A 17463-nucleotide genomic window follows, 5' to 3' on the forward strand; every position below is an offset into this window, starting at 1 on the left:
CCGCACCCCGCCCCGGATCTCGCCGCCCTCACACCCCGAGCTCAGCGGCTATCCGTCCGCTCTTGACGGCCGTCACCAGCTCCGCGTGATCCGCCTCGGTCCGGTCCGCGTACGCGACGGCGAAGTCCGCGACCGCCTCGTCCAGCTCCTCGCTCTTGCCGCAGTAACCGGCGACGAGCCGCGGATCCACACTGTGCGCGTGCGCCCTGGCCAGCAGCGCGCCGGTCATTCGCGCGTAGTCGTCGATCTGGTCCGCCGGGAGCGCGGCCGGATCGACACTGCCCTTGCGGTTCCTGAACTGCCGTACCTGATACGGCCGGCCGGCCACCGTCGTCCAGCCCAGCAGATTGTCACTGACGACCTGCATCCGCTTCTGCCCGAGCACCACCCGGCGCCCCTCGTGCTCCACACCCGGCGCCTCGAACCCCGCCGCCTCCACGAACGGCAGCAACGCCGACGCCCGCGCCTCCTTCACCTGGAGCACCAGCGGCTCGCCCCGGTGGTCCAGCAGCAGCACCACGTACGACCGCGTGCCGACGCTGCCCGTGCCGACCACGCGGAACGCCACGTCGTGGATCGCGTACCGCGCGAGCAGCGGCAGCCGGTCCTCCGACAGCGTGCGCAGGTACTCACCCAGCGAGGCCGCGACCGCCGCGGCCTCCCCGTCCGGCACCCGCCGCAGCACCGGCGGCGCGTCGACGAAGCGCCGCTGCGCCGCCGCACCCGCGCCCCCGCTTCCGTCGCCACCCCCGTCGCCGTCCACGACCTCCGTCGACCTGGCGGCGAACCGCGCGCTCGTGTTCTTGCGCGCCTTCTCCGACACCCCCTCCAGCGTCCCCATCAGGTCACGCGCGTCCGTGTGGGAGACGAGTTCCTCGTCGGCGATCGCGTTCCACGCGTCCAGGGCCGACAGCTTCGACAACAGCCGCATCGTGCGCCGGTACGCGCCCACGGCGTCCTGAGCGCCGCGGCGGCACGTCTCCTCGTCGGCGCCTGCCTCACGCGCGGCGAGCACCAACGAGGTCGCGAGCCGCTTGACGTCCCACTCCCAGGGGCCGACCACCGTCTCGTCGAAGTCGTTCAGATCGATGACAAGGCGGCCTCGCGCGTCCCCGTACAGCCCGAAGTTCGCCGCGTGCGCGTCGCCGCAGATCTGTGCGCCCGCGCCGGTGACCGGCGTCCCCACCAGGTCGTGCGCCATCAGTCCGGCCGCGCCCCGCAGAAACGCGAAGGGCGTCGCGGCCATGCGGCCCACCCGCAGCGGCGCCAGCTCCGGCACCCGGTCACGGCTCGACTCCTCGACGGCCCGCACCGCGTCCGGCCTCGCGGCCGAGAGCACCAGCGAATCGTGCGACGACCTCGGAACCCGCTCCCGCAACGCCTTCCCCGCGTCCTTCGGCGACCCCTGCCCACCGCCCGACGCAGCACGCCGCGCGAAGCCCGGCACCGCCGGAATGCGCTCGTCCGTCACCACCGAACCGACCTCGCCCATGGCGCACCGCCTCCCCCGCACTCGCCCAACATCAACTGCCCACGACGGTACCGCCGCGCCCCGACAGCCGCCTCCCCCTGTGGATAACCCTCCGGACCGCCCGGCTCGGCCACAACAGCCCCACCGCGGAAAGCCCGACAGCCCGACCCGCACCCCGAGCGGTCGGGACGCGATTCGGCCGCGGGCCGGTTCGTCACCCCACCCGCCCGGTGACATGCGTCACCGCAAGACCCGCCACCCCACAAACCGGACCCCACGCCGCACGGACACGCACCACGGGCCACGGCATCGCGCCCCAGGATCCGGGCATACGAGAAACGGGCCCCCGCCAGGACTTTCGTCTCTGGCGGAGACCCGTATCGTCGGTATCTCCTGGTGCGCGAGGGGGGAGTTGAACCCCCACGCCCTTTCGGGCACTGGAACCTGAATCCAGCGCGTCTGCCTATTCCGCCACCCGCGCATTGGGTGTGCCGTCCGGTGTCTCACCTGCTGGTGTGATCGCCTGGCGACATCGAAAAGATTAGCACGCCGCACAGGGTGGAATCACATCCGTTTGTCTCGGCAACCCGGCCGGGGAACAAGCAACCTGGAGCGGCCTCCCCCCACTCCTGTGGAGTGCACCCCGCGTGCGGGACACTGTCCTTGAGGCCGCCTCTACGATCCGTGTGAGAGGTGACACTCATCAACGGGGCAGACAAGGGGAACCAGCCGATTTCCCTACGCGTGGATACGATCAGTAAGCAGTACCAGGACGGCAACGACGAAGGAGGTGCCCCATGGGAGTCCTGAAGCGCTTCGAGCAGCGACTCGAAGGTCTGGTCAACGGCACCTTCGCGAAGGTGTTCAAGTCCGAGGTCCAGCCCGTGGAGATCGCCGGCGCCCTTCAGCGTGAGTGCGACAACAACGCAACGATCTGGAACCGCGAGCGGACCGTCGTCCCCAACGACTTCATCGTCGAGTTGAGCGCGCCCGACTTCGAGCGCCTCAGCCCGTACTCGGGCCAGCTCGGCGACGAACTCTCCGGACTCGTCCGCGACTACGCGAAGCAGCAGCGCTACACCTTCATGGGCCCGATCAAGGTCCATCTGGAGAAGGCCGACGACCTCGACACCGGTCTGTACCGGGTGCGCAGCCGCACCCTGGCGTCGAGTACGTCACAGGGTCCCGAGCACGGCCCGGGTCCCGCCTCCGGCCAGGGAGCCGCCCCCGGCAGGCCCCCCGCGGCCCCGCCGGCCGCGGCGACCGGTGGCTACGGCTACCCGCCCTCGTCGCCGCCCCCCATGCCCGCCGGGCCCCCTCCGGGCGCCGGGCGACCGGGACCGGCCGCACCACCCCCCTCGACACCGCCCCCGGGCGCGCTGCCGGGTGCCCAGGTCCGCCGCTGGATCGAGATCAACGGCAACCGCCACCAGATCTCGCGGCCCACCCTGGTGCTGGGCCGCAGCACCGACGCCGACGTGCGGATCGACGATCCCGGCGTCTCCCGACGACACTGCGAGATTCGGACCGGAACGCCCTCGACCATCCAGGATCTCGGGTCCACCAACGGCATCGTGGTAGACGGACAGCACACCACCCGCGCTACGCTCCGCGACGGCTCGCGGATCGTCGTGGGCCAGACCACCATCGTTTACCGGCAAGCCGAAGGGTGAAGCGGGGGCAATGTCAGAGCTGACCCTGACGGTCATGCGGCTAGGTTTCCTAGCCGTTCTGTGGCTGTTCGTGATTGTGGCCGTCCAGGTCATTCGGAGCGATCTGTTCGGCACACGTGTCACGCAGCGCGGTTCACGCCGCAACGCCGACGCGCGTCCGCCGCAGGGCGCCGCCCGACAGAACGCCGCGCCGCCCGCACAACGGCAGCAGGCGGGCCGCCAGCGCCGGGGGGCGCCCACAAAGCTGGTCGTCTCGGAGGGGATCCTCACCGGCACCACGGTGGCCCTCCAGGGACAGACCATCACCCTGGGCCGGGCGCACGACTCAACGATCGTGCTGGACGACGACTACGCGTCCAGCAGGCATGCCAGGATCTATCCGGACCGTGACGGCCAGTGGATCGTCGAGGATCTCGGGTCCACCAACGGCACGTATCTCGACCGGACCCGGCTCACCACCCCGACACCGATTCCGCCGGGCGCGCCGATCCGCATCGGCAAGACCGTCATCGAGCTGCGGAAGTAGTACGACAATGAGCGAGCGGAGCGAGCGAGCCGCGGCGGTCCCGATGTGGGACCACGGCAGGCTCCCGACCGGAGGGTGGGCAGTGTGGCTCGAGACCGGCTGGCGCCACACTCGGCCGGCGAACCGACAGGAGAGGCTCGCATGAGTCTTTCTCTGCGCTTCGCCGCCGGGTCGCACAAAGGCATGATCCGGGAGGGGAACGAGGACTCCGGCTACGCCGGTCCGCGGCTCCTGGCCATCGCCGACGGCATGGGCGGCCAGGCCGCCGGTGAGGTCGCCTCGTCCGAGGTGATCTCCACGCTCGTGCAGCTCGACGACGACGTGCCGGGATCGGACATCCTCACCTCGCTCGGCACGGCGGTCCAGCGCGCCAACGACCAGCTGCGCGTGATGGTCGAGGAGGACCCCCAGCTGGAGGGCATGGGCACGACGCTCACCGCCCTCCTGTGGACGGGCCAGCGCCTCGGCCTCGTACACGTCGGCGACTCCCGCGCCTACCTGCTGCGCGACGGCGTCCTCACACAGATCACCCAGGACCACACCTGGGTGCAGCGCCTCGTCGACGAGGGGCGCATCACCGAGGAAGAGGCCACCACCCACCCGCAGCGCTCCCTGCTGATGCGCGCGCTGGGCAGCGGCGACCATGTCGAGCCCGATCTCTCGATCCGCGAAGTCCGCGCGGGCGACCGGTACTTGATCTGTTCCGACGGCCTCTCCGGCGTCGTCTCGCACCAGACCATGGAAGAGACCCTGGCGAGCTACCAGGGGCCGCAGGAGACCATCCAGGACCTCATCCAGCTCGCCCTGCGCGGCGGCGGTCCCGACAACATCACCTGCATCGTCGCCGACGTCCTGGACGTCGAGTCCAACGACACCCTCGCCGGGCAGCTCAACGACACCCCGGTCGTCGTCGGCGCCGTCGCCGAGAACCAGCAGTTGCACGCCGCCGAGAGCGACCCGTCGATGCAGACGCCCGCCGGCCGCGCCGCCGGCCTGGGCCGTCCCGTACCGCAGCGGCACCAGCCCCCTCCGGGGGGTTTCGGCCCGCCGGGCAGCGGAGACGGGGCCGGTTACGGCGGCATGCCGCCGGACGCCGGCTTCGGGGCGTACAGCGACAGCGACAACGACTACACCAAGCCGCGCTCCGCCGGCCGCAAGTGGTTCAAGCGGTCGCTCTACGTCGTCCTCGCGCTGGCGGTCGTCGGCGGCGGGCTGTACGGCGGCTACCGCTGGACCCAGACCCAGTACTACGTGGGGACCAACGAGGAGCACGTCGCGCTCTACCGGGGCATCAGCCAGGATCTGGGCTGGGTCTCGCTGTCGAAGGTCGAAGAGGACTTCACCAGGATCGAACTCAAGTACCTGCCGCCGTACCAGCGCAAGCTGGTCGAGGACACAACTTCCCCGGGCAGCAAGCCATCCGCGCACGCCACGATCGAAAAGCTCTCCAAGCAGGCCGCCGCCTGCAAGAAGGACGAACAGCGCCGTGAGTCCGAGCGCGCGGCGGACGCGATCGCCGGCGAGGGCGAGGCCGGCGGCACGACCGGGACGAAGCCGCAGACCGGCAACAGCACCAACACCAAGCCAGAAACGCCGAAAACGGCGACTCCCACTCCGGGCCCCAGCCTCTCGGAGGAGGAGCGGAAGCTGGCCTCGAACTGCGGTAAGCAGTAGCCGGCCGTAGGGGGCCTTCACCACCATGAGCGTTGTCACCAACACGACCACCATCGGCGCGATCGAAGCGCCGAGCCGCCGCAACACCGAGCTCGCGATGCTCGCCTTCGCCGTTGCCATCCCGGTCTTCGCGTATCTGAACGTCGGCCTGGCGATGGAGGGCACGGTGCCCACCGGCATGATCGGGTACGGCCTGGGCATCGGCCTGCTGGCCGGTGTCGGCCATCTCGTGGTGCGCAAGTTCGCCCCGTACGCCGACCCGCTGCTGCTGCCGCTCGCCACCCTGCTCAACGGCCTCGGTCTCGTCCTCATCTGGAGGCTGGACCAGTCGCCCCGGCTGATCGCCCGCGCCGAGGCGCGGTGGGGAGCCGGAGCCTTCTCACCGGACGCCCCCAAGCAGCTGCTGTACTCCGCGATCGGCATCGCGCTCTTCGTCGCCGTCCTGCTGCTGCTCAAGGACCACCGCATCCTCCAGCGCTACACGTACATCTCCATGGCGGTGGCGCTGGTCCTGCTGATCCTGCCGGTCTTCTTCCCGGCGGTGAACGGCGCCAAGATCTGGATCAGCATCGGCCCCTTCAACGTCCAGCCGGGCGAGTTCGCGAAAATCATCATCGCGATCTTCTTCTCTGGCTATCTGATGGTGAAACGCGACGCCCTCGCGCTCGCCAGCCGCCGTGTGATGGGCCTCTACCTGCCGCGCGGTCGCGACCTCGGCCCGATCGTCGCGGTCTGGATCATGTCGATCCTGATCCTTGTCTTCGAGACCGACCTCGGCACCTCGCTGCTCTTCTTCGGCCTCTTCGTGATCATGCTGTACGTCGCCACCGAGCGCACCAGCTGGATCGTCTTCGGCCTGGTGATGTCGGCCGCGGGCGCGGTCGGTGTCGCCACGTTCGAGCCGCACGTCCAACAGCGCGTCGACTTCTGGCTCAACCCCTTCGCGCAGTCGACCTGGGAGCAGAGCGACCAGATCGGCCAGGCGCTGATGTCCTTCGGCGCCGGCGGCACGCTCGGCACCGGGCTCGGCCAGGGCAACTCCGACCTGATCGGCTTCGCGGCCAACTCCGACTTCATCCTGTCCACCGTCGGCGAGGAGTTCGGCCTGGCGGGCATGATGGCCTTCCTGCTGATCTACGGCCTGATCGTGGAGCGCGGCGTGCGGACGGCGCTCGCCGCCCGCGACCCGTTCGGCAAGCTCCTGGCGATCGGCCTCTCCGGCGCCTTCGCCATCCAGGTCTTCGTCGTCGCCGGCGGTGTCATGGGCCTCATCCCGCTGACCGGTATGACGATGCCGTTCGTCGCGGCGGGCGGTTCCTCGGTGATCGCCAACTGGGCGCTGATCGGCATTCTCATCAGAATCAGCGACACCGCGCGCCGCCCCGCACCGGCGCCCGCCCCGTCACCCGACGCCGAGATGACCCAGGTGGTCCGACCGTGAACAAGCCCCTGCGCCGAATCGCGATCTTCTGCGGCCTGCTCGTCCTCGCGCTGCTGGTGCGCACCAACTGGCTCCAGTACGTCGAGGCGGACACGCTCAACACCCACGAGAAGAACCGCCGCGTGGACATCGAGCGGTACGCGAGCGAACGCGGCGACATCGTCGTGGACGGCAAGCCCATCACCGGCTCGGTCAAGACCGACGACACCGACTTCAAGTACAAGCGGACCTACCTCGACGGCCCCATGTGGGCACCGGTCACCGGATACGCCTCGCAGGCCTTCGACGCCAACCAGATCGAGAAGATCGAGGACGGCATCCTCACCGGCAACGACGACCAGCTCTTCTTCGACCGCACCATGGCGATGTTCACGGACGACAAGAGGACGGGCGGGAACGTCGTCACGACCCTCAGCGGCGACGCCCAGAAGGCGGCCTTCAAGGGTCTCGGCGACAAGAAGGGCGCCGTCGTCGCCCTGGAGCCCGGCACCGGCAAGATCCTCGCGCTGGCCTCCACACCCTCGTACGACCCCTCCAGCTTCGCCGGCAACACCAAGAACGACTCGAAGAAGTGGGTCGCGCTCAACAAGGACGCCGACAAGCCGATGCTGAACCGCGCGCTGCGCGAGACGTATCCGCCCGGCTCCACCTTCAAGGTCGTCACGGCCGCGGCGGCGCTGGAGCACGGTGTCGTGGACGACGTCGACGCGAAGACCGACTCCCCGCTCCCGTGGATCATGCCGGGCACGAATACCCCGCTGGTGAACGACGGCAACATCCCGTGCAAGAACGCGACAATGAGGGACGCCCTGCGGGTCTCCTGCAACAGCGTCTTCGGCAAGCTCGGTTATGACACCGGCAAGGACAAGATGCTGGAGACCGCGAAGAAATTCGGCTTCAACGAGGAACAGTTCGTTCCGGTCCGCGCCAACGCCTCGATCTTTCCCGAGGAATTGAACGATTCGCAGACCGCGCTCTCCTCCATCGGACAGTTCGACACCCGTACCACCCCGCTCCAGATGGCCATGGTCGTCTCCGCCATCGCCAATGACGGCAAGCTGATGAAGCCGTACATGATCGACCAGCTCGAAGCCCCGAACCTCGACGTGATCAAGAAGACCGAGCCCGAGGAGATGGGCCAGCCCCTCAGCCAGGAGAACGCGCAGAAGCTCCAGGAGATGATGGAGACGGTCGTCGACGAGGGCACCGGCTCGAACGCCCGGATCCCGGACATCAAGGTCGGCGGCAAGACCGGCACCGCGCAGCACGGCGAGAACAACAGCAAGAACCCGTACGCCTGGTTCATCTCGTACGCCAAGGACGACAACGGCTCCCCGGTCGCCGTCGCGGTCGTGGTCGAGGACAGCAAAGCCACCCGCGACGACATCTCCGGCGGCGGTCTCGCCGCCCCGATCGCCAAGGACGTCATGAAGGCCGTGATCGACAGCGAGAAGTAGTCAGGAAATTCCCGCGACGGCCCGGACAGTTATCGACGCTGTCCGGGCCATTGTCGGACAGGGCTGCGACCCATCGAAAAACAATAAACAGGGGAAAAATTCCCTCTACACCGAACTCGGTACGACAGAGCGGCAGAATTTCGGAAGAAGCTGAATTCAGCCACCGATGCCCCACCCGTGACCCGCCTCACCAGCGGAACCCCGAGCAATAACGCCCGATATGTGGTCATTCAAGTACCAGTCCTGTATCAGCTAACAGGGACGGTCGGACCGGATGCGGCGTGCCCGGTAGCGTATGCGCGAACAGCACACCGCCGGACCGCACACCGGTGCGGTCGGGACAGACGGAGAGGGCTGGAACAGTATGGAAGAGCCGCGTCGCCTCGGCGGCCGGTACGAGCTGGGCTCGGTGCTCGGCCGTGGTGGCATGGCCGAGGTGTACCTCGCGCACGACACCCGGCTCGGTCGCACCGTCGCTGTGAAGACGCTGCGGGCCGACCTCGCCCGCGATCCGTCCTTCCAGGCCCGGTTCCGCCGAGAGGCCCAGTCGGCCGCCTCGCTCAACCACCCCGCGATCGTCGCTGTCTACGACACGGGCGAGGACTACGTCGACGGGGTGTCCATCCCGTACATCGTGATGGAGTACGTCGACGGGTCCACCCTGCGTGAACTGCTGCACTCCGGGCGCAGACTGCTGCCCGAGCGCACGCTGGAGATGACCGTGGGCATCCTCCAGGCGCTGGAGTACTCGCACCGCGCCCAGATCGTCCACCGCGACATCAAACCGGCCAACGTCATGCTGACGCGCACCGGCCAGGTCAAGGTCATGGACTTCGGCATCGCCCGCGCGATGGGCGACTCCGGTATGACGATGACCCAGACCTCCGCGGTCATCGGCACCGCGCAGTACCTCTCCCCCGAGCAGGCCAAGGGCGAACAGGTCGACGCGCGCTCCGACCTGTACTCGACCGGCTGCCTGCTCTACGAGCTGCTGACCGTGCGCCCGCCCTTCATCGGGGACTCACCGGTCGCCGTCGCGTACCAGCACGTGCGGGAGGAGCCGCAGGCACCGAGCAACTTCGACCCCGAGATCACGCCCGAGATGGACGCGATCGTGCTGAAGGCCCTCGTCAAGGACCCCGACTACCGCTACCAGTCCGCCGACGAGATGCGCGCCGACATCGAGGCCTGCCTCGACGGCCAGCCCGTCGCGGCCACCGCGGCGATGGGCGCGGTCGGTTACGCGGGCGGCTACGGCGGCCCCGACGACCAGCCCACCACGGCGCTGCGCACCGCCCCCGGCGGCCAGACGTCGATGATGCCGCCGGTCAACCCCGACGACGGCGGCGGCTACGGCAACTACGACGACCGTCCCGACCGGCGTCGGCAGAAGAAGTCCAACACCTCGACGATCCTGCTGATCCTGGCCGGCGTCCTGGTGCTCGCGGGCGCCGTGCTGATCGGCAAGGCGGTCTTCGGCGACGACGGCGGCTCCGAGCAGATCAAGGTCCCCCAGCTCGTGGGGGAGACGATGGAGAGCGCGAAGGGGCTGGCGAGCAACGCGTCGGTCGAGGTCGCCCAGTCCGGGACGGACCGCTGCGACCAGCCCAAGGGCGCCATCTGCTCGCAGAACCCCGCGTTCGGCGGGAAGATGAACGAGGGCGGCACCATCCAGGTCGTCGTCTCCGAGGGCGCGCCGAAGGTCCAGGTGCCCGACGTCGCCGACAAGGACGTCGAGGACGCCACGAAGATCCTTCAGGAGGCGGAGTTCAAGGTCGAGACCAAGCAGGTCGAGAGCGACCAGCCCCCAGGAACGGTCGTCAACCAGGATCCGAGCGGCGGCTCGGAGGCGGAGAAGGGCGCGACGGTCACGCTCTCCGTCGCCAAGCAGGCGCAGGTCTCGGTGCCGCCCGTGACGGACAAGCCGTTCGAGGAGGCGAAGAGCCAGCTCGAAACGCTCGGCTTCACGGTCGCGCGTACCGACGTGGACTCCGAGAAGCCGGCGAACACCGTCGTCGGCCAGACCCCGACGGGCAACGCCAAGGCGCCCAAGAACAGTCAGGTCACGCTCCAGGTCTCGAAGGGACCGGCGCAGCCGGAGAAGGTACAGATCCCCGGTGACGTCGGAGGCAAGACGGTCGCCGAGGCGAAGGCCCAGCTGGAGGGCCTGGGGCTGACGGTCGCACTGGCGCCGAACTCGCCGGACGACCCCAACGCCCGGGTGATCGGGACCAATCCGCAGGCCGGCCAGGAGGTCGACAAGGGCAGCACCGTGACGCTGTTCGTCGCTCCCGCGGGCGGCGGCGGTGACAACGGTGGTGGTGACAACGGTGGCTTCATCGGCGGTCCCGGCGGATTCGGTGGCGACGACTGAGGTGTCCACCTCCTGAGGAGATGGACAAGCCCCGGCATCCTGAAGAGGATGCCGGGGCTTGTCCGTGTTCCGGGGTCGTGTTCCGGGGTCGTGTTCCGGGGTCGTGTTCCGGGGTCGTGTTCCGGGGTCGTGTTCCGGGTCGTCTCGCGAGACGTCGGACGTCGGACGAGGAGTCGTACGAGACCGCTCAGCGCAGCTCCGGCGGCCTCGTACGGTCCTCGTCCACCTTCTCCGTGCGCTCCAGCTCGGCCCACACGATGTAGCGGTAGTCGGACGTGTAGACGGGCGTGCACGTCGTGAGGGTCAGATAGCGGCCGGCCTTCTTCTTCCCCGACTCCTTGGGGACCGGCTGGAGCACGTCCACGTTGTACTTCGAGGTCTTCGGGAGGTCCTTGTAGACCTTGTAGACGTACCAGGTGTCCTTCGTCTCGAAGACGATCGAGTCACCGGTCTTGAGCTTGTGGATGTTGTGGAACTTCGCGCCGTGCCCGTCGCGGTGCGCGGCGAGCGAGAAGTTCCCCTTCTTGTCCTCGGGCAGCGCCGACTTGACCGGGTCGGTGTAGTAGCCGGCGACGCCGTTGTTGAGGGACTTGGGGTCCGTGCCCTTCTTGACCAGGATCTCGCCGTTGTTCATCGCGGGGACGTGCAGGAAGCCGATGCCGTTCTTGACGTCGAGGGCGCCGGGGCCGCCCCGGCCGTCGGCCCACCCGTCGCGTACCTCGTTGCCCTGCTTCGTCGCCTCGCGGTCGGCCAGGACATTCGTCCACCACAACGAATAGATGACGAAGAGGCCGAGCACCAGGCCCGCGGTGATGAGCAGTTCACCGAAGACGCTGACGACCACGGCGACACGGCCGCGCCGCGGGCGGCCCGGGGCCGAAGTCGCGGCCGGTGTCACGGCCGGAGTCGCGGTCGGAGTCGCGGTCGGAGTCGCGGTCGGAGTCGCGGTCGCCTCCGTCGTCGGAGCGGGCTCGGGCTCAGGCGCGGGCTCCGAAGGCTCAGGCGCGGTCTCGATCACCCCAGTTGTCTCGGATGTATCGTTTTTTCCGGCTTCTTCGGGTGTGCTCGCATGCCCGTCGCCGTGTTCTGTTCCCGCTGCCACAGCACCCGTCCCCTGGTCCCTGGTCTCCGTCGTGATTCGTTCAGCCGACGAGAGCGTCGGGTTTTCCCTTGTCGCGTGGCCGTTCTTCAACCATCTTGCCCCACACGATCATTCGATACGTACTGGTGAATTCCGGCGTACAGGTCGTCAACGTGACGTATCTCCCGGGCTCCTTGAATCCGGAGCCGGGCGGCACGGGACCGATCACACCCACGTTCGACGGTGAGGTCTGCGGAAGGATGCTCGCCATCTCGTAGGTGAAGTAGGAGTCCTGCGTCTCCACGATGATCTCGTCGCCCGGCTTCAGGCGGTTGATGTACCGGAACGGTTCACCGTGGGTGTTGCGGTGTCCCGCGACCGCGAAGTTGCCCTGCTTGTCGGACGGCATCGCCGTCTTGAGCCTGCCCTCCGCGTAGTGGCCGACCATGCCGCGGTCCAGGACCTTCCCCTTGTCGATGCCCTCGGCGATCGGAACCACCACGTCGAGCTTGGGAATGTGCATGATCGCGAACCCCTGACCGGGCTCGAAGACCCCGGGCTGACGGCCCTTCGCCCAGTTGTCCTGGATCTTGTCCGCCTCCTTGCCCGCGTAGAGATCGGCCTGGATGTTCGTCCACCACAGCTGGTACGTGACGAACAGCAGCATCAGCACACCGAGGCTGATGAAGATCTCACCGACCGCACGGCTGAGGATCACTCCCGGGCTGTCTTTGAGCGCACGGGCGGCACGCCGCGCCTCGACGCGGGACAGCGGCCTGGCGGGCGCCGGGGCCTCCGGAGCACCCGGGGGACCCCCCGCGCCTTCCGGGCGCCTACGACCGCGTCCACGGCTGCCCTTGGCCGCCTTACGGCGCTCGGCACGACCGCCGGTGGGCGGTTCCGGCGGTTCCGGCCGCACCGGCCGGTCCGCGCCGGATTCGGGGACGGTGGGCAGCAGGGCCGTGGCTTCCGCGGCGCCGTCGGCGCTCCCGGCACCCACGGGGGCGCGGCGGGTGTCCTCCGTACGGAGCCCGACGGTCTCGTCGTCCCGGACGACGGGGGCGTACGGCGGATCGGGTCGCGGCGTGGGAGCCGGTACGGGTGCGGGCATCGGCTCGGGCTCCGCCACGGGCGCGGGCGCCGGTACGTACGGGGCCACCGGCACCGGGGCGGACCGCGCCGCCCAGTCCTGCCCGTACTCGGCGGGTTCCTCCGCCGCGTACGGATACGGCCCGTACCCCGACCACTCCCGCTCCGCCGGCGACGGCCCCGATATCCCGTCCCCCGCGGCCCAGGGGCCGGGTGACGGAGCGGGCGAAGGGACGGGAGGGGCGGGCGGCGGCGGGGCGCCCTGCCCGGGAAGAGGGTCGTTCAACGGATCCGCGAGTCCGTCCACCGCCGCCTCGAACGCGCCCGGTTCCTCGTACGGTTCCCGCTGTTCGTACGAGGAGCCGTGTCCCGCGTCGTGCTCGGGGCGGAGTGCGGTCACGCGACCGCCTTGCCCACCACCGGCGCCAGTCCCGCCGATCGGCCTACGGCGCCCGGATCACCGCACTGCGCAAGCCAGTTGGCCAGCATCAGATGCCCGTGTTCGGTCAGGACGGACTCAGGGTGGAACTGCACACCCTCGACGGGCAGTTCACGGTGGCGTACGCCCATGATGATGCCGTCGGCCGTACGCGCCGTGACCTCCAGCTCGTCCGGCAGTTCGGCGGGCTCCGCGGCGAGCGAGTGGTAGCGGGTCGCGGTGAAGGGCGAGGGCAGCCCGGCGAACACGCCCTTGCCCTCGTGCGTGACCAGCGAGGTCTTGCCGTGCAGCAGTTCGGGGGCGCGGCCCACGACGCCGCCGTACGCCACCGCCATCGACTGCATGCCGAGGCACACCCCGAAGACGGGGACGCCGGTCGCGGCGCAGTGCCGCACCATGTCGACGCAGACACCGGCCTGTTCGGGCGCGCCGGGGCCGGGGGAGAGCATCACACCGTCGAAGCCGTCCTGGGCGTGCGCCGCCGACACCTCGTCGTTGCGCAGCACTTCGCACTCCGCGCCGAGTTGGTACAGGTACTGGACGATGTTGAAGACAAAGCTGTCGTAGTTGTCCACGACAAGGACGCGGGCACCGCTCATGGGGTGCCTCCCGCGCCGGTCACCGTCGCGTCCCCGAAGGGGAGGATCGGCTCCGCCCACGGGAAGACGTACTGGAACAGCACGAAGACGACCGCCAGTGCCAGTACGAGCGCGAAGACCGCCCGCACCCACACGTTGCCCGGCAGATGCCGCCAGATCCAGCCGTACATGCTGTCCCTTCCGTTCCGTACCCGGTTCGCACCCACGCCGCCGTATCGGCGCACGCGATACCGAACCAGAGTAAGGGGCCACAGGGTCACGTGGGCGGCGCATGGGTCAGGTGTGCCGTTGCCCTCCCTCCTCCTTGGGAGGGCGGCGGCGCCGAACCGCTCGGCGGGCTACTCCACCGGCTTCGCGTGGTGGAGATCCACCGTGCCCGTGTAGCCGGGGAGCGTGGTCCCGCCGTGCTCGTCGACCTTCCAGCCGAGCCCGTACGCCTGGACGTACAGCTGGTAATTCTGGATCGCGGGCGAATCCGCGAGCGCCTTCTGGAGCTTGCCCTGGTCCCCCACGGCCGTGATCTTGTACGGCGGTGAGTAGACCCGGCCCTGGAGGATCAGGGTGTTGCCGACGCAGCGCACCGCGCTGGTGGAGATCAGCCGCTGGTCCATGACGCGGATGCCGCGGGCGCCGCCCTGCCAGAGCGCGTTGACGACGGCCTGGAGGTCCTGCTGGTGGATGACCAGGTCGTTGGGCTGCGGCTCCGGGTAGCCCGGATTGGCCGTGGCGTCCGGCGGGGCGTCGTCGAGGGTGACGGTGAGTGCCCGGCCCGAGACCTTCTTGGTGCCGGCCGCGTTCTCCAGGGCGCGGAGCTTGGCGTCCTGCGCCTCGGTGGAGCCGGCGTCGCGGGTGGCGAGGCTGTCGACGTTCTCCCGTACGGCGCCGGTGGACTCCTCCAGCGCGGCGTTCCTGTCGCTGCGCTCCTGGATCAGGTCCGAGAGCTTGAGCAGGGAGTCGTCCGTACGGAGGTTGGTGCCCTTCGCCGTGTTGAAGCTGGTGACGAAGATGAGGCCGGCGAGGGCGAAGACCCCGGCCGTGAGCAGCCGGACCGGCCGCCGGATCGATCGGCGGACCTGCCCTTCGGGGGAGTCGGCAGAATTGCTCAACGTACCCTTATCTCCTTAGGCGCCGCGGAAGCACTACGCTAACGGACGCCCGGGGGAGCCGGCGTTCCCCCTGCTCCTCACCCCCGGCACACCGTTTCAGTTACCTGCGCGGTCACGCAGCGCATCGACAGGAGAGTCCCTCGTGCCGAAGTCACGTATCCGCAAGAAGGCCGATTTCACGCCGCCCCCCGCGGCGAAGCAGTCGACCACGATAAAGCTGTCCAACCGGAGCTGGGTGGCGCCGGTCATGCTCGCCCTGTTCCTCATCGGGCTGGCCTGGATCGTCGTCTTCTACGTGACCGAGGGCTCACTGCCGATCGACGCCTTCGGCAACTGGAACATCGTGGTCGGCTTCGGTTTCATCGCCGCGGGCTTCGGCGTCTCCACCCAGTGGAAGTAGCGGCGGCGGCCGGCGTCAAGCTCTGCCCAGAGACTTATCCACAGTGCTGTCCACAGCCGGGGGAAAAGGTCTGACGATCTGTGGATAACTCCACGGCAGGTTGACGCCGGTGTGACTGGAACACCCGCTTCGCCCGTTGTGATGAAGCGTCTCGCCCCTTGTCTCTGCTGGGAAAACCCTGATCAGCGACAAGGGGCACTGATGTTCCCCCACAGATTGCACAAGATCCGGCACACGCTGTGGACAACTGTGTGCTTCAGGGGTCCCCGAAGGCCCCTTTCGGACCTCAGACGAGCTGGCTGGACCTGACCACGACGGTCGCGACGGTCGCCAGCAGCACGACCGCGCAGGTGCCCCACTGGACCAGCGCCCGATGCTCGCGCGGCGCGTGCACGAGACCCACGGCGATCGCCGTACCGGCGACCAGCCCGCCGACATGCGCCTCCCAGGCGATCCCGGACCAGGTGAACGTGAAGAGCAGGTTCAGCGCCAGCAGCGCGAAGACCGGCCTCATGTCGTAGTTCATCCGGCGCATCAGGACGACCGTGGCGCCGAGGAGACCGAAGATGGCGCCCGAGGCACCGAGCGACGGCTGGTTCGGCGCGGCGATCAGATAGGTCAGGGCGCTGCCCGCCAGCCCGGACAGCAGATACAGCGCGAGAAAGCGCACCCGTCCGAGCGCCGCCTCCAGCGGACCGCCGAGCCACCACAGCCCCAGCATGTTGAACGCGATGTGCCACACGGCCTGGTGCAGGAACATCGCCGTGAACAGGCGGTACCACTGCCCGTCGGCGACGCCCACGATCTCGCCGAGGTCCGGGTTGAAGGCGTGCCCGATGAGATCCAGCTCGCCGACGACGCGCCGTTCACTGACGAGGACACCGACGAAGACCGCGAGATTCAGCCCCAGCAGGATCTTCGTGATCAGCCGGGGGTCGGCGGCGATGGTGCCGCCGGCGATCGTGCGCGGCCGGGCGGCGGTCGGGGACATACCCGTACCGGATCCCTCGCGCACACAGTTCGGGCACTGGAAGCCGACGGAGGCGCTGATCATGCAGTCCGTGCAGATGGGGCGCTCGCAGCGGGTGCAGCGGATGCCCGTCTCACGGTCCGGGTGCCGGTAACAGTGGGGTGTCGTGTCGGCTGCGGGCCGGTCCGGGCCCCCGGGCTGCTGGTCCATCGGTCCCCTCGGTGCTCGTTGCGGCGGGAGGCGCACAGCGCACCGCCCTCCCCGTCCGGTATGTAACCACTACGGACGGGCAGGGCGGGATGGTTCCCCGAACGGGAATCCGAGACGTCGGGCCAGCCTCAGCGGGACTCGACGACGACCGACTCGATCTTGACTTCCTCCACCGGGCGGTCGGTGCGCGGGTTGGTCTGGGTGGATCCGATGGAGTCCACGACCTTCTTGCTCGCCTCGTCGGTGACCTCACCGAAGATGGTGTGCTTGCGGGTCAGCCACGCGGTGGGGGCCAGGGTGACGAAGAACTGCGAACCGTTGGTGCCCGGTCCCGCGTTCGCCATGGCCAGGAGGTACGGCTTGTCGAAGGCGAGGTCCGGGTGGAACTCGTCCCCGAACTCGTAGCCCGGACCACCGGTGCCGTTGCCCAGCGGGTCTCCGCCCTGGATCATGAAACCGCTGATGACCCGGTGGAAGACGGTGCCGTCGTACAGCTTGTCGCTGGACTTCTTGCCGGTCGCCGGGTTGGTCCATTCACGCTCGCCCTTGGCGAGCTCCACAAAGTTCTTGACCGTCTTCGGCGCGTGGTTCGGCAGGAGCCGGATCTCGATATCGCCGTGGTTGGTCTTCAGGGTGGCGTAAAGCTGCTCGGCCACGATCTGCCTTCCGTGAGTCTGCTCTGACTCTGCCGATCCTCGCACGGACGCCGGGCGCACCGCCCGCCCCGTACCCCTCAAGCGCTCGCCGCGTCCGGTGACGGGACAGATCACGGGGAAGGCGACGGGACGGATGACGGGAGAGGTGGCGGGAGAAGTGACAGGGAATCAGCGGCCGTCGGCGGGGCAGTCGTGGCCTTACCGGGGCACGGAGCGGCGAAGCGTGGCATTGTCGTCGACGGGCTCCCCCTTGGACCGCAATGCCCAGGCATCGCCCCAGTCGTCTTTCTTCGTCTT

At 68.9% G+C, this 17463-nt stretch carries 15 protein-coding genes and 1 tRNA gene; 7 read left to right on the forward strand and 9 right to left on the reverse strand.

Going from position 1 to position 17463, the window contains the following annotated elements; genetic code table 11:
* Positions 1-28: 28 nt before the first annotated feature.
* Both OG700_RS19220 and OG700_RS19225 read right to left on the reverse strand, forming a co-directional pair.
* Complete coding sequence (locus OG700_RS19220) at positions 29-1492, reverse strand: DUF2252 domain-containing protein (RefSeq protein ID WP_405615183.1); 1464 nt, start codon at positions 1490-1492, stop codon at positions 29-31.
* A 373-nt stretch (positions 1493-1865) separates the two neighbouring features.
* Positions 1866-1952 (reverse strand) — tRNA-Leu (locus tag OG700_RS19225).
* A gap of 316 nt (positions 1953-2268) precedes the next feature.
* Here OG700_RS19225 and OG700_RS19230 point away from each other — a divergent pair.
* From OG700_RS19230 to pknB, 6 genes are all read left to right on the forward strand, one after another.
* Positions 2269-3144, forward strand: a complete 876-nt coding sequence (locus tag OG700_RS19230; protein WP_405615186.1) for an FhaA domain-containing protein — start codon at positions 2269-2271, stop codon at positions 3142-3144.
* A 10-nt stretch (positions 3145-3154) separates the two neighbouring features.
* Positions 3155-3670 carry an FHA domain-containing protein gene (locus OG700_RS19235; RefSeq protein WP_405615188.1) on the forward strand — a complete coding sequence of 172 codons (516 nt, stop codon included), beginning with the start codon at positions 3155-3157 and terminating at the stop codon, positions 3668-3670.
* Between the two features lie 141 nt (positions 3671-3811).
* Positions 3812-5344, forward strand: a complete 1533-nt coding sequence (locus OG700_RS19240; RefSeq protein WP_405615190.1) for a Stp1/IreP family PP2C-type Ser/Thr phosphatase — start codon at positions 3812-3814, stop codon at positions 5342-5344.
* A 25-nt stretch (positions 5345-5369) separates the two neighbouring features.
* Positions 5370-6785: an FtsW/RodA/SpoVE family cell cycle protein gene (locus tag OG700_RS19245; protein WP_405615192.1), complete on the forward strand. Its 1416-nt coding sequence runs from the start codon at positions 5370-5372 to the stop codon at positions 6783-6785.
* Positions 6782-8242: a peptidoglycan D,D-transpeptidase FtsI family protein gene (locus OG700_RS19250; protein ID WP_405615194.1), complete on the forward strand. Its 1461-nt coding sequence runs from the start codon at positions 6782-6784 to the stop codon at positions 8240-8242. The genes OG700_RS19245 and OG700_RS19250 overlap by 4 nt, the downstream gene beginning before the upstream one ends.
* Positions 8243-8606: 364 nt before the next feature.
* Positions 8607-10616, forward strand: a complete 2010-nt coding sequence (pknB, locus tag OG700_RS19255; RefSeq protein ID WP_405615196.1) for a Stk1 family PASTA domain-containing Ser/Thr kinase — start codon at positions 8607-8609, stop codon at positions 10614-10616.
* Positions 10617-10803: 187 nt separating this feature from the next.
* Here the strand turns inward: pknB and OG700_RS19260 are convergent, their stop codons facing one another.
* From OG700_RS19260 to OG700_RS19280, 5 genes are all read right to left on the reverse strand, one after another.
* Positions 10804-11514 carry a class E sortase gene (locus OG700_RS19260; protein WP_405615199.1) on the reverse strand — a complete coding sequence of 237 codons (711 nt, stop codon included), beginning with the start codon at positions 11512-11514 and terminating at the stop codon, positions 10804-10806.
* A 244-nt stretch (positions 11515-11758) separates the two neighbouring features.
* On the reverse strand, positions 11759-13186 hold the full coding sequence (locus OG700_RS19265) for a class E sortase (protein WP_405615201.1): 1428 nt from the start codon (positions 13184-13186) through the stop codon (positions 11759-11761).
* Positions 13183-13824 carry an aminodeoxychorismate/anthranilate synthase component II gene (locus OG700_RS19270; protein ID WP_405615203.1) on the reverse strand — a complete coding sequence of 214 codons (642 nt, stop codon included), beginning with the start codon at positions 13822-13824 and terminating at the stop codon, positions 13183-13185. Before OG700_RS19270 ends, OG700_RS19265 begins: the two co-directional genes overlap by 4 nt.
* On the reverse strand, positions 13821-13994 hold the full coding sequence (locus OG700_RS19275) for a hypothetical protein (protein WP_405615206.1): 174 nt from the start codon (positions 13992-13994) through the stop codon (positions 13821-13823). Before OG700_RS19275 ends, OG700_RS19270 begins: the two co-directional genes overlap by 4 nt.
* Before the next feature lie 168 nt (positions 13995-14162).
* A complete protein-coding gene (locus OG700_RS19280) occupies positions 14163-14930 on the reverse strand; it encodes a DUF881 domain-containing protein (RefSeq protein ID WP_405615208.1) in 768 nt (255 codons plus the stop codon).
* 142 nt (positions 14931-15072) lie between these two features.
* On the opposite strand from OG700_RS19280, the gene crgA reads away from it, so the two are divergent.
* Complete coding sequence (crgA, locus tag OG700_RS19285) at positions 15073-15330, forward strand: cell division protein CrgA (RefSeq protein WP_078076195.1); 258 nt, start codon at positions 15073-15075, stop codon at positions 15328-15330.
* 286 nt (positions 15331-15616) lie between these two features.
* Here the strand turns inward: crgA and OG700_RS19290 are convergent, their stop codons facing one another.
* A complete protein-coding gene (locus OG700_RS19290; protein ID WP_405615211.1) occupies positions 15617-16510 on the reverse strand; it encodes a rhomboid family intramembrane serine protease in 894 nt (297 codons plus the stop codon).
* Between the two features lie 128 nt (positions 16511-16638).
* Positions 16639-17166 (reverse strand): peptidylprolyl isomerase, encoded by a 528-nt coding sequence (locus tag OG700_RS19295; RefSeq protein WP_405615213.1) that lies wholly within the window; start codon positions 17164-17166, stop codon positions 16639-16641.
* Positions 17167-17463 lie beyond the last annotated feature (297 nt).

Source organism: Streptomyces sp. NBC_01508 (assembly GCF_045040315.1).
Classification (GTDB): domain Bacteria; phylum Actinomycetota; class Actinomycetes; order Streptomycetales; family Streptomycetaceae; genus Streptomyces.

Excerpts from the sequence above, each read along its gene's own strand:
- OG700_RS19220 (WP_405615183.1), bottom strand. The coding sequence starts at position 1,492 with ATGGGCGAGGTCGGTTCGGTGGTGACGGACGAGCGCATTCCGGCGGTG.
- OG700_RS19240 (WP_405615190.1), top strand. The coding sequence starts at position 3,812 with ATGAGTCTTTCTCTGCGCTTCGCCGCCGGGTCGCACAAAGGCATGATC.
- OG700_RS19290 (WP_405615211.1), bottom strand. The coding sequence starts at position 16,510 with ATGGACCAGCAGCCCGGGGGCCCGGACCGGCCCGCAGCCGACACGACA.
- OG700_RS19275 (WP_405615206.1), bottom strand. The coding sequence starts at position 13,994 with ATGTACGGCTGGATCTGGCGGCATCTGCCGGGCAACGTGTGGGTGCGG.
- OG700_RS19245 (WP_405615192.1), top strand. The coding sequence starts at position 5,370 with ATGAGCGTTGTCACCAACACGACCACCATCGGCGCGATCGAAGCGCCG.
- OG700_RS19235 (WP_405615188.1), top strand. The coding sequence starts at position 3,155 with ATGTCAGAGCTGACCCTGACGGTCATGCGGCTAGGTTTCCTAGCCGTT.
- OG700_RS19230 (WP_405615186.1), top strand. The coding sequence starts at position 2,269 with ATGGGAGTCCTGAAGCGCTTCGAGCAGCGACTCGAAGGTCTGGTCAAC.
- pknB (WP_405615196.1), top strand. The coding sequence starts at position 8,607 with ATGGAAGAGCCGCGTCGCCTCGGCGGCCGGTACGAGCTGGGCTCGGTG.
- OG700_RS19270 (WP_405615203.1), bottom strand. The coding sequence starts at position 13,824 with ATGAGCGGTGCCCGCGTCCTTGTCGTGGACAACTACGACAGCTTTGTC.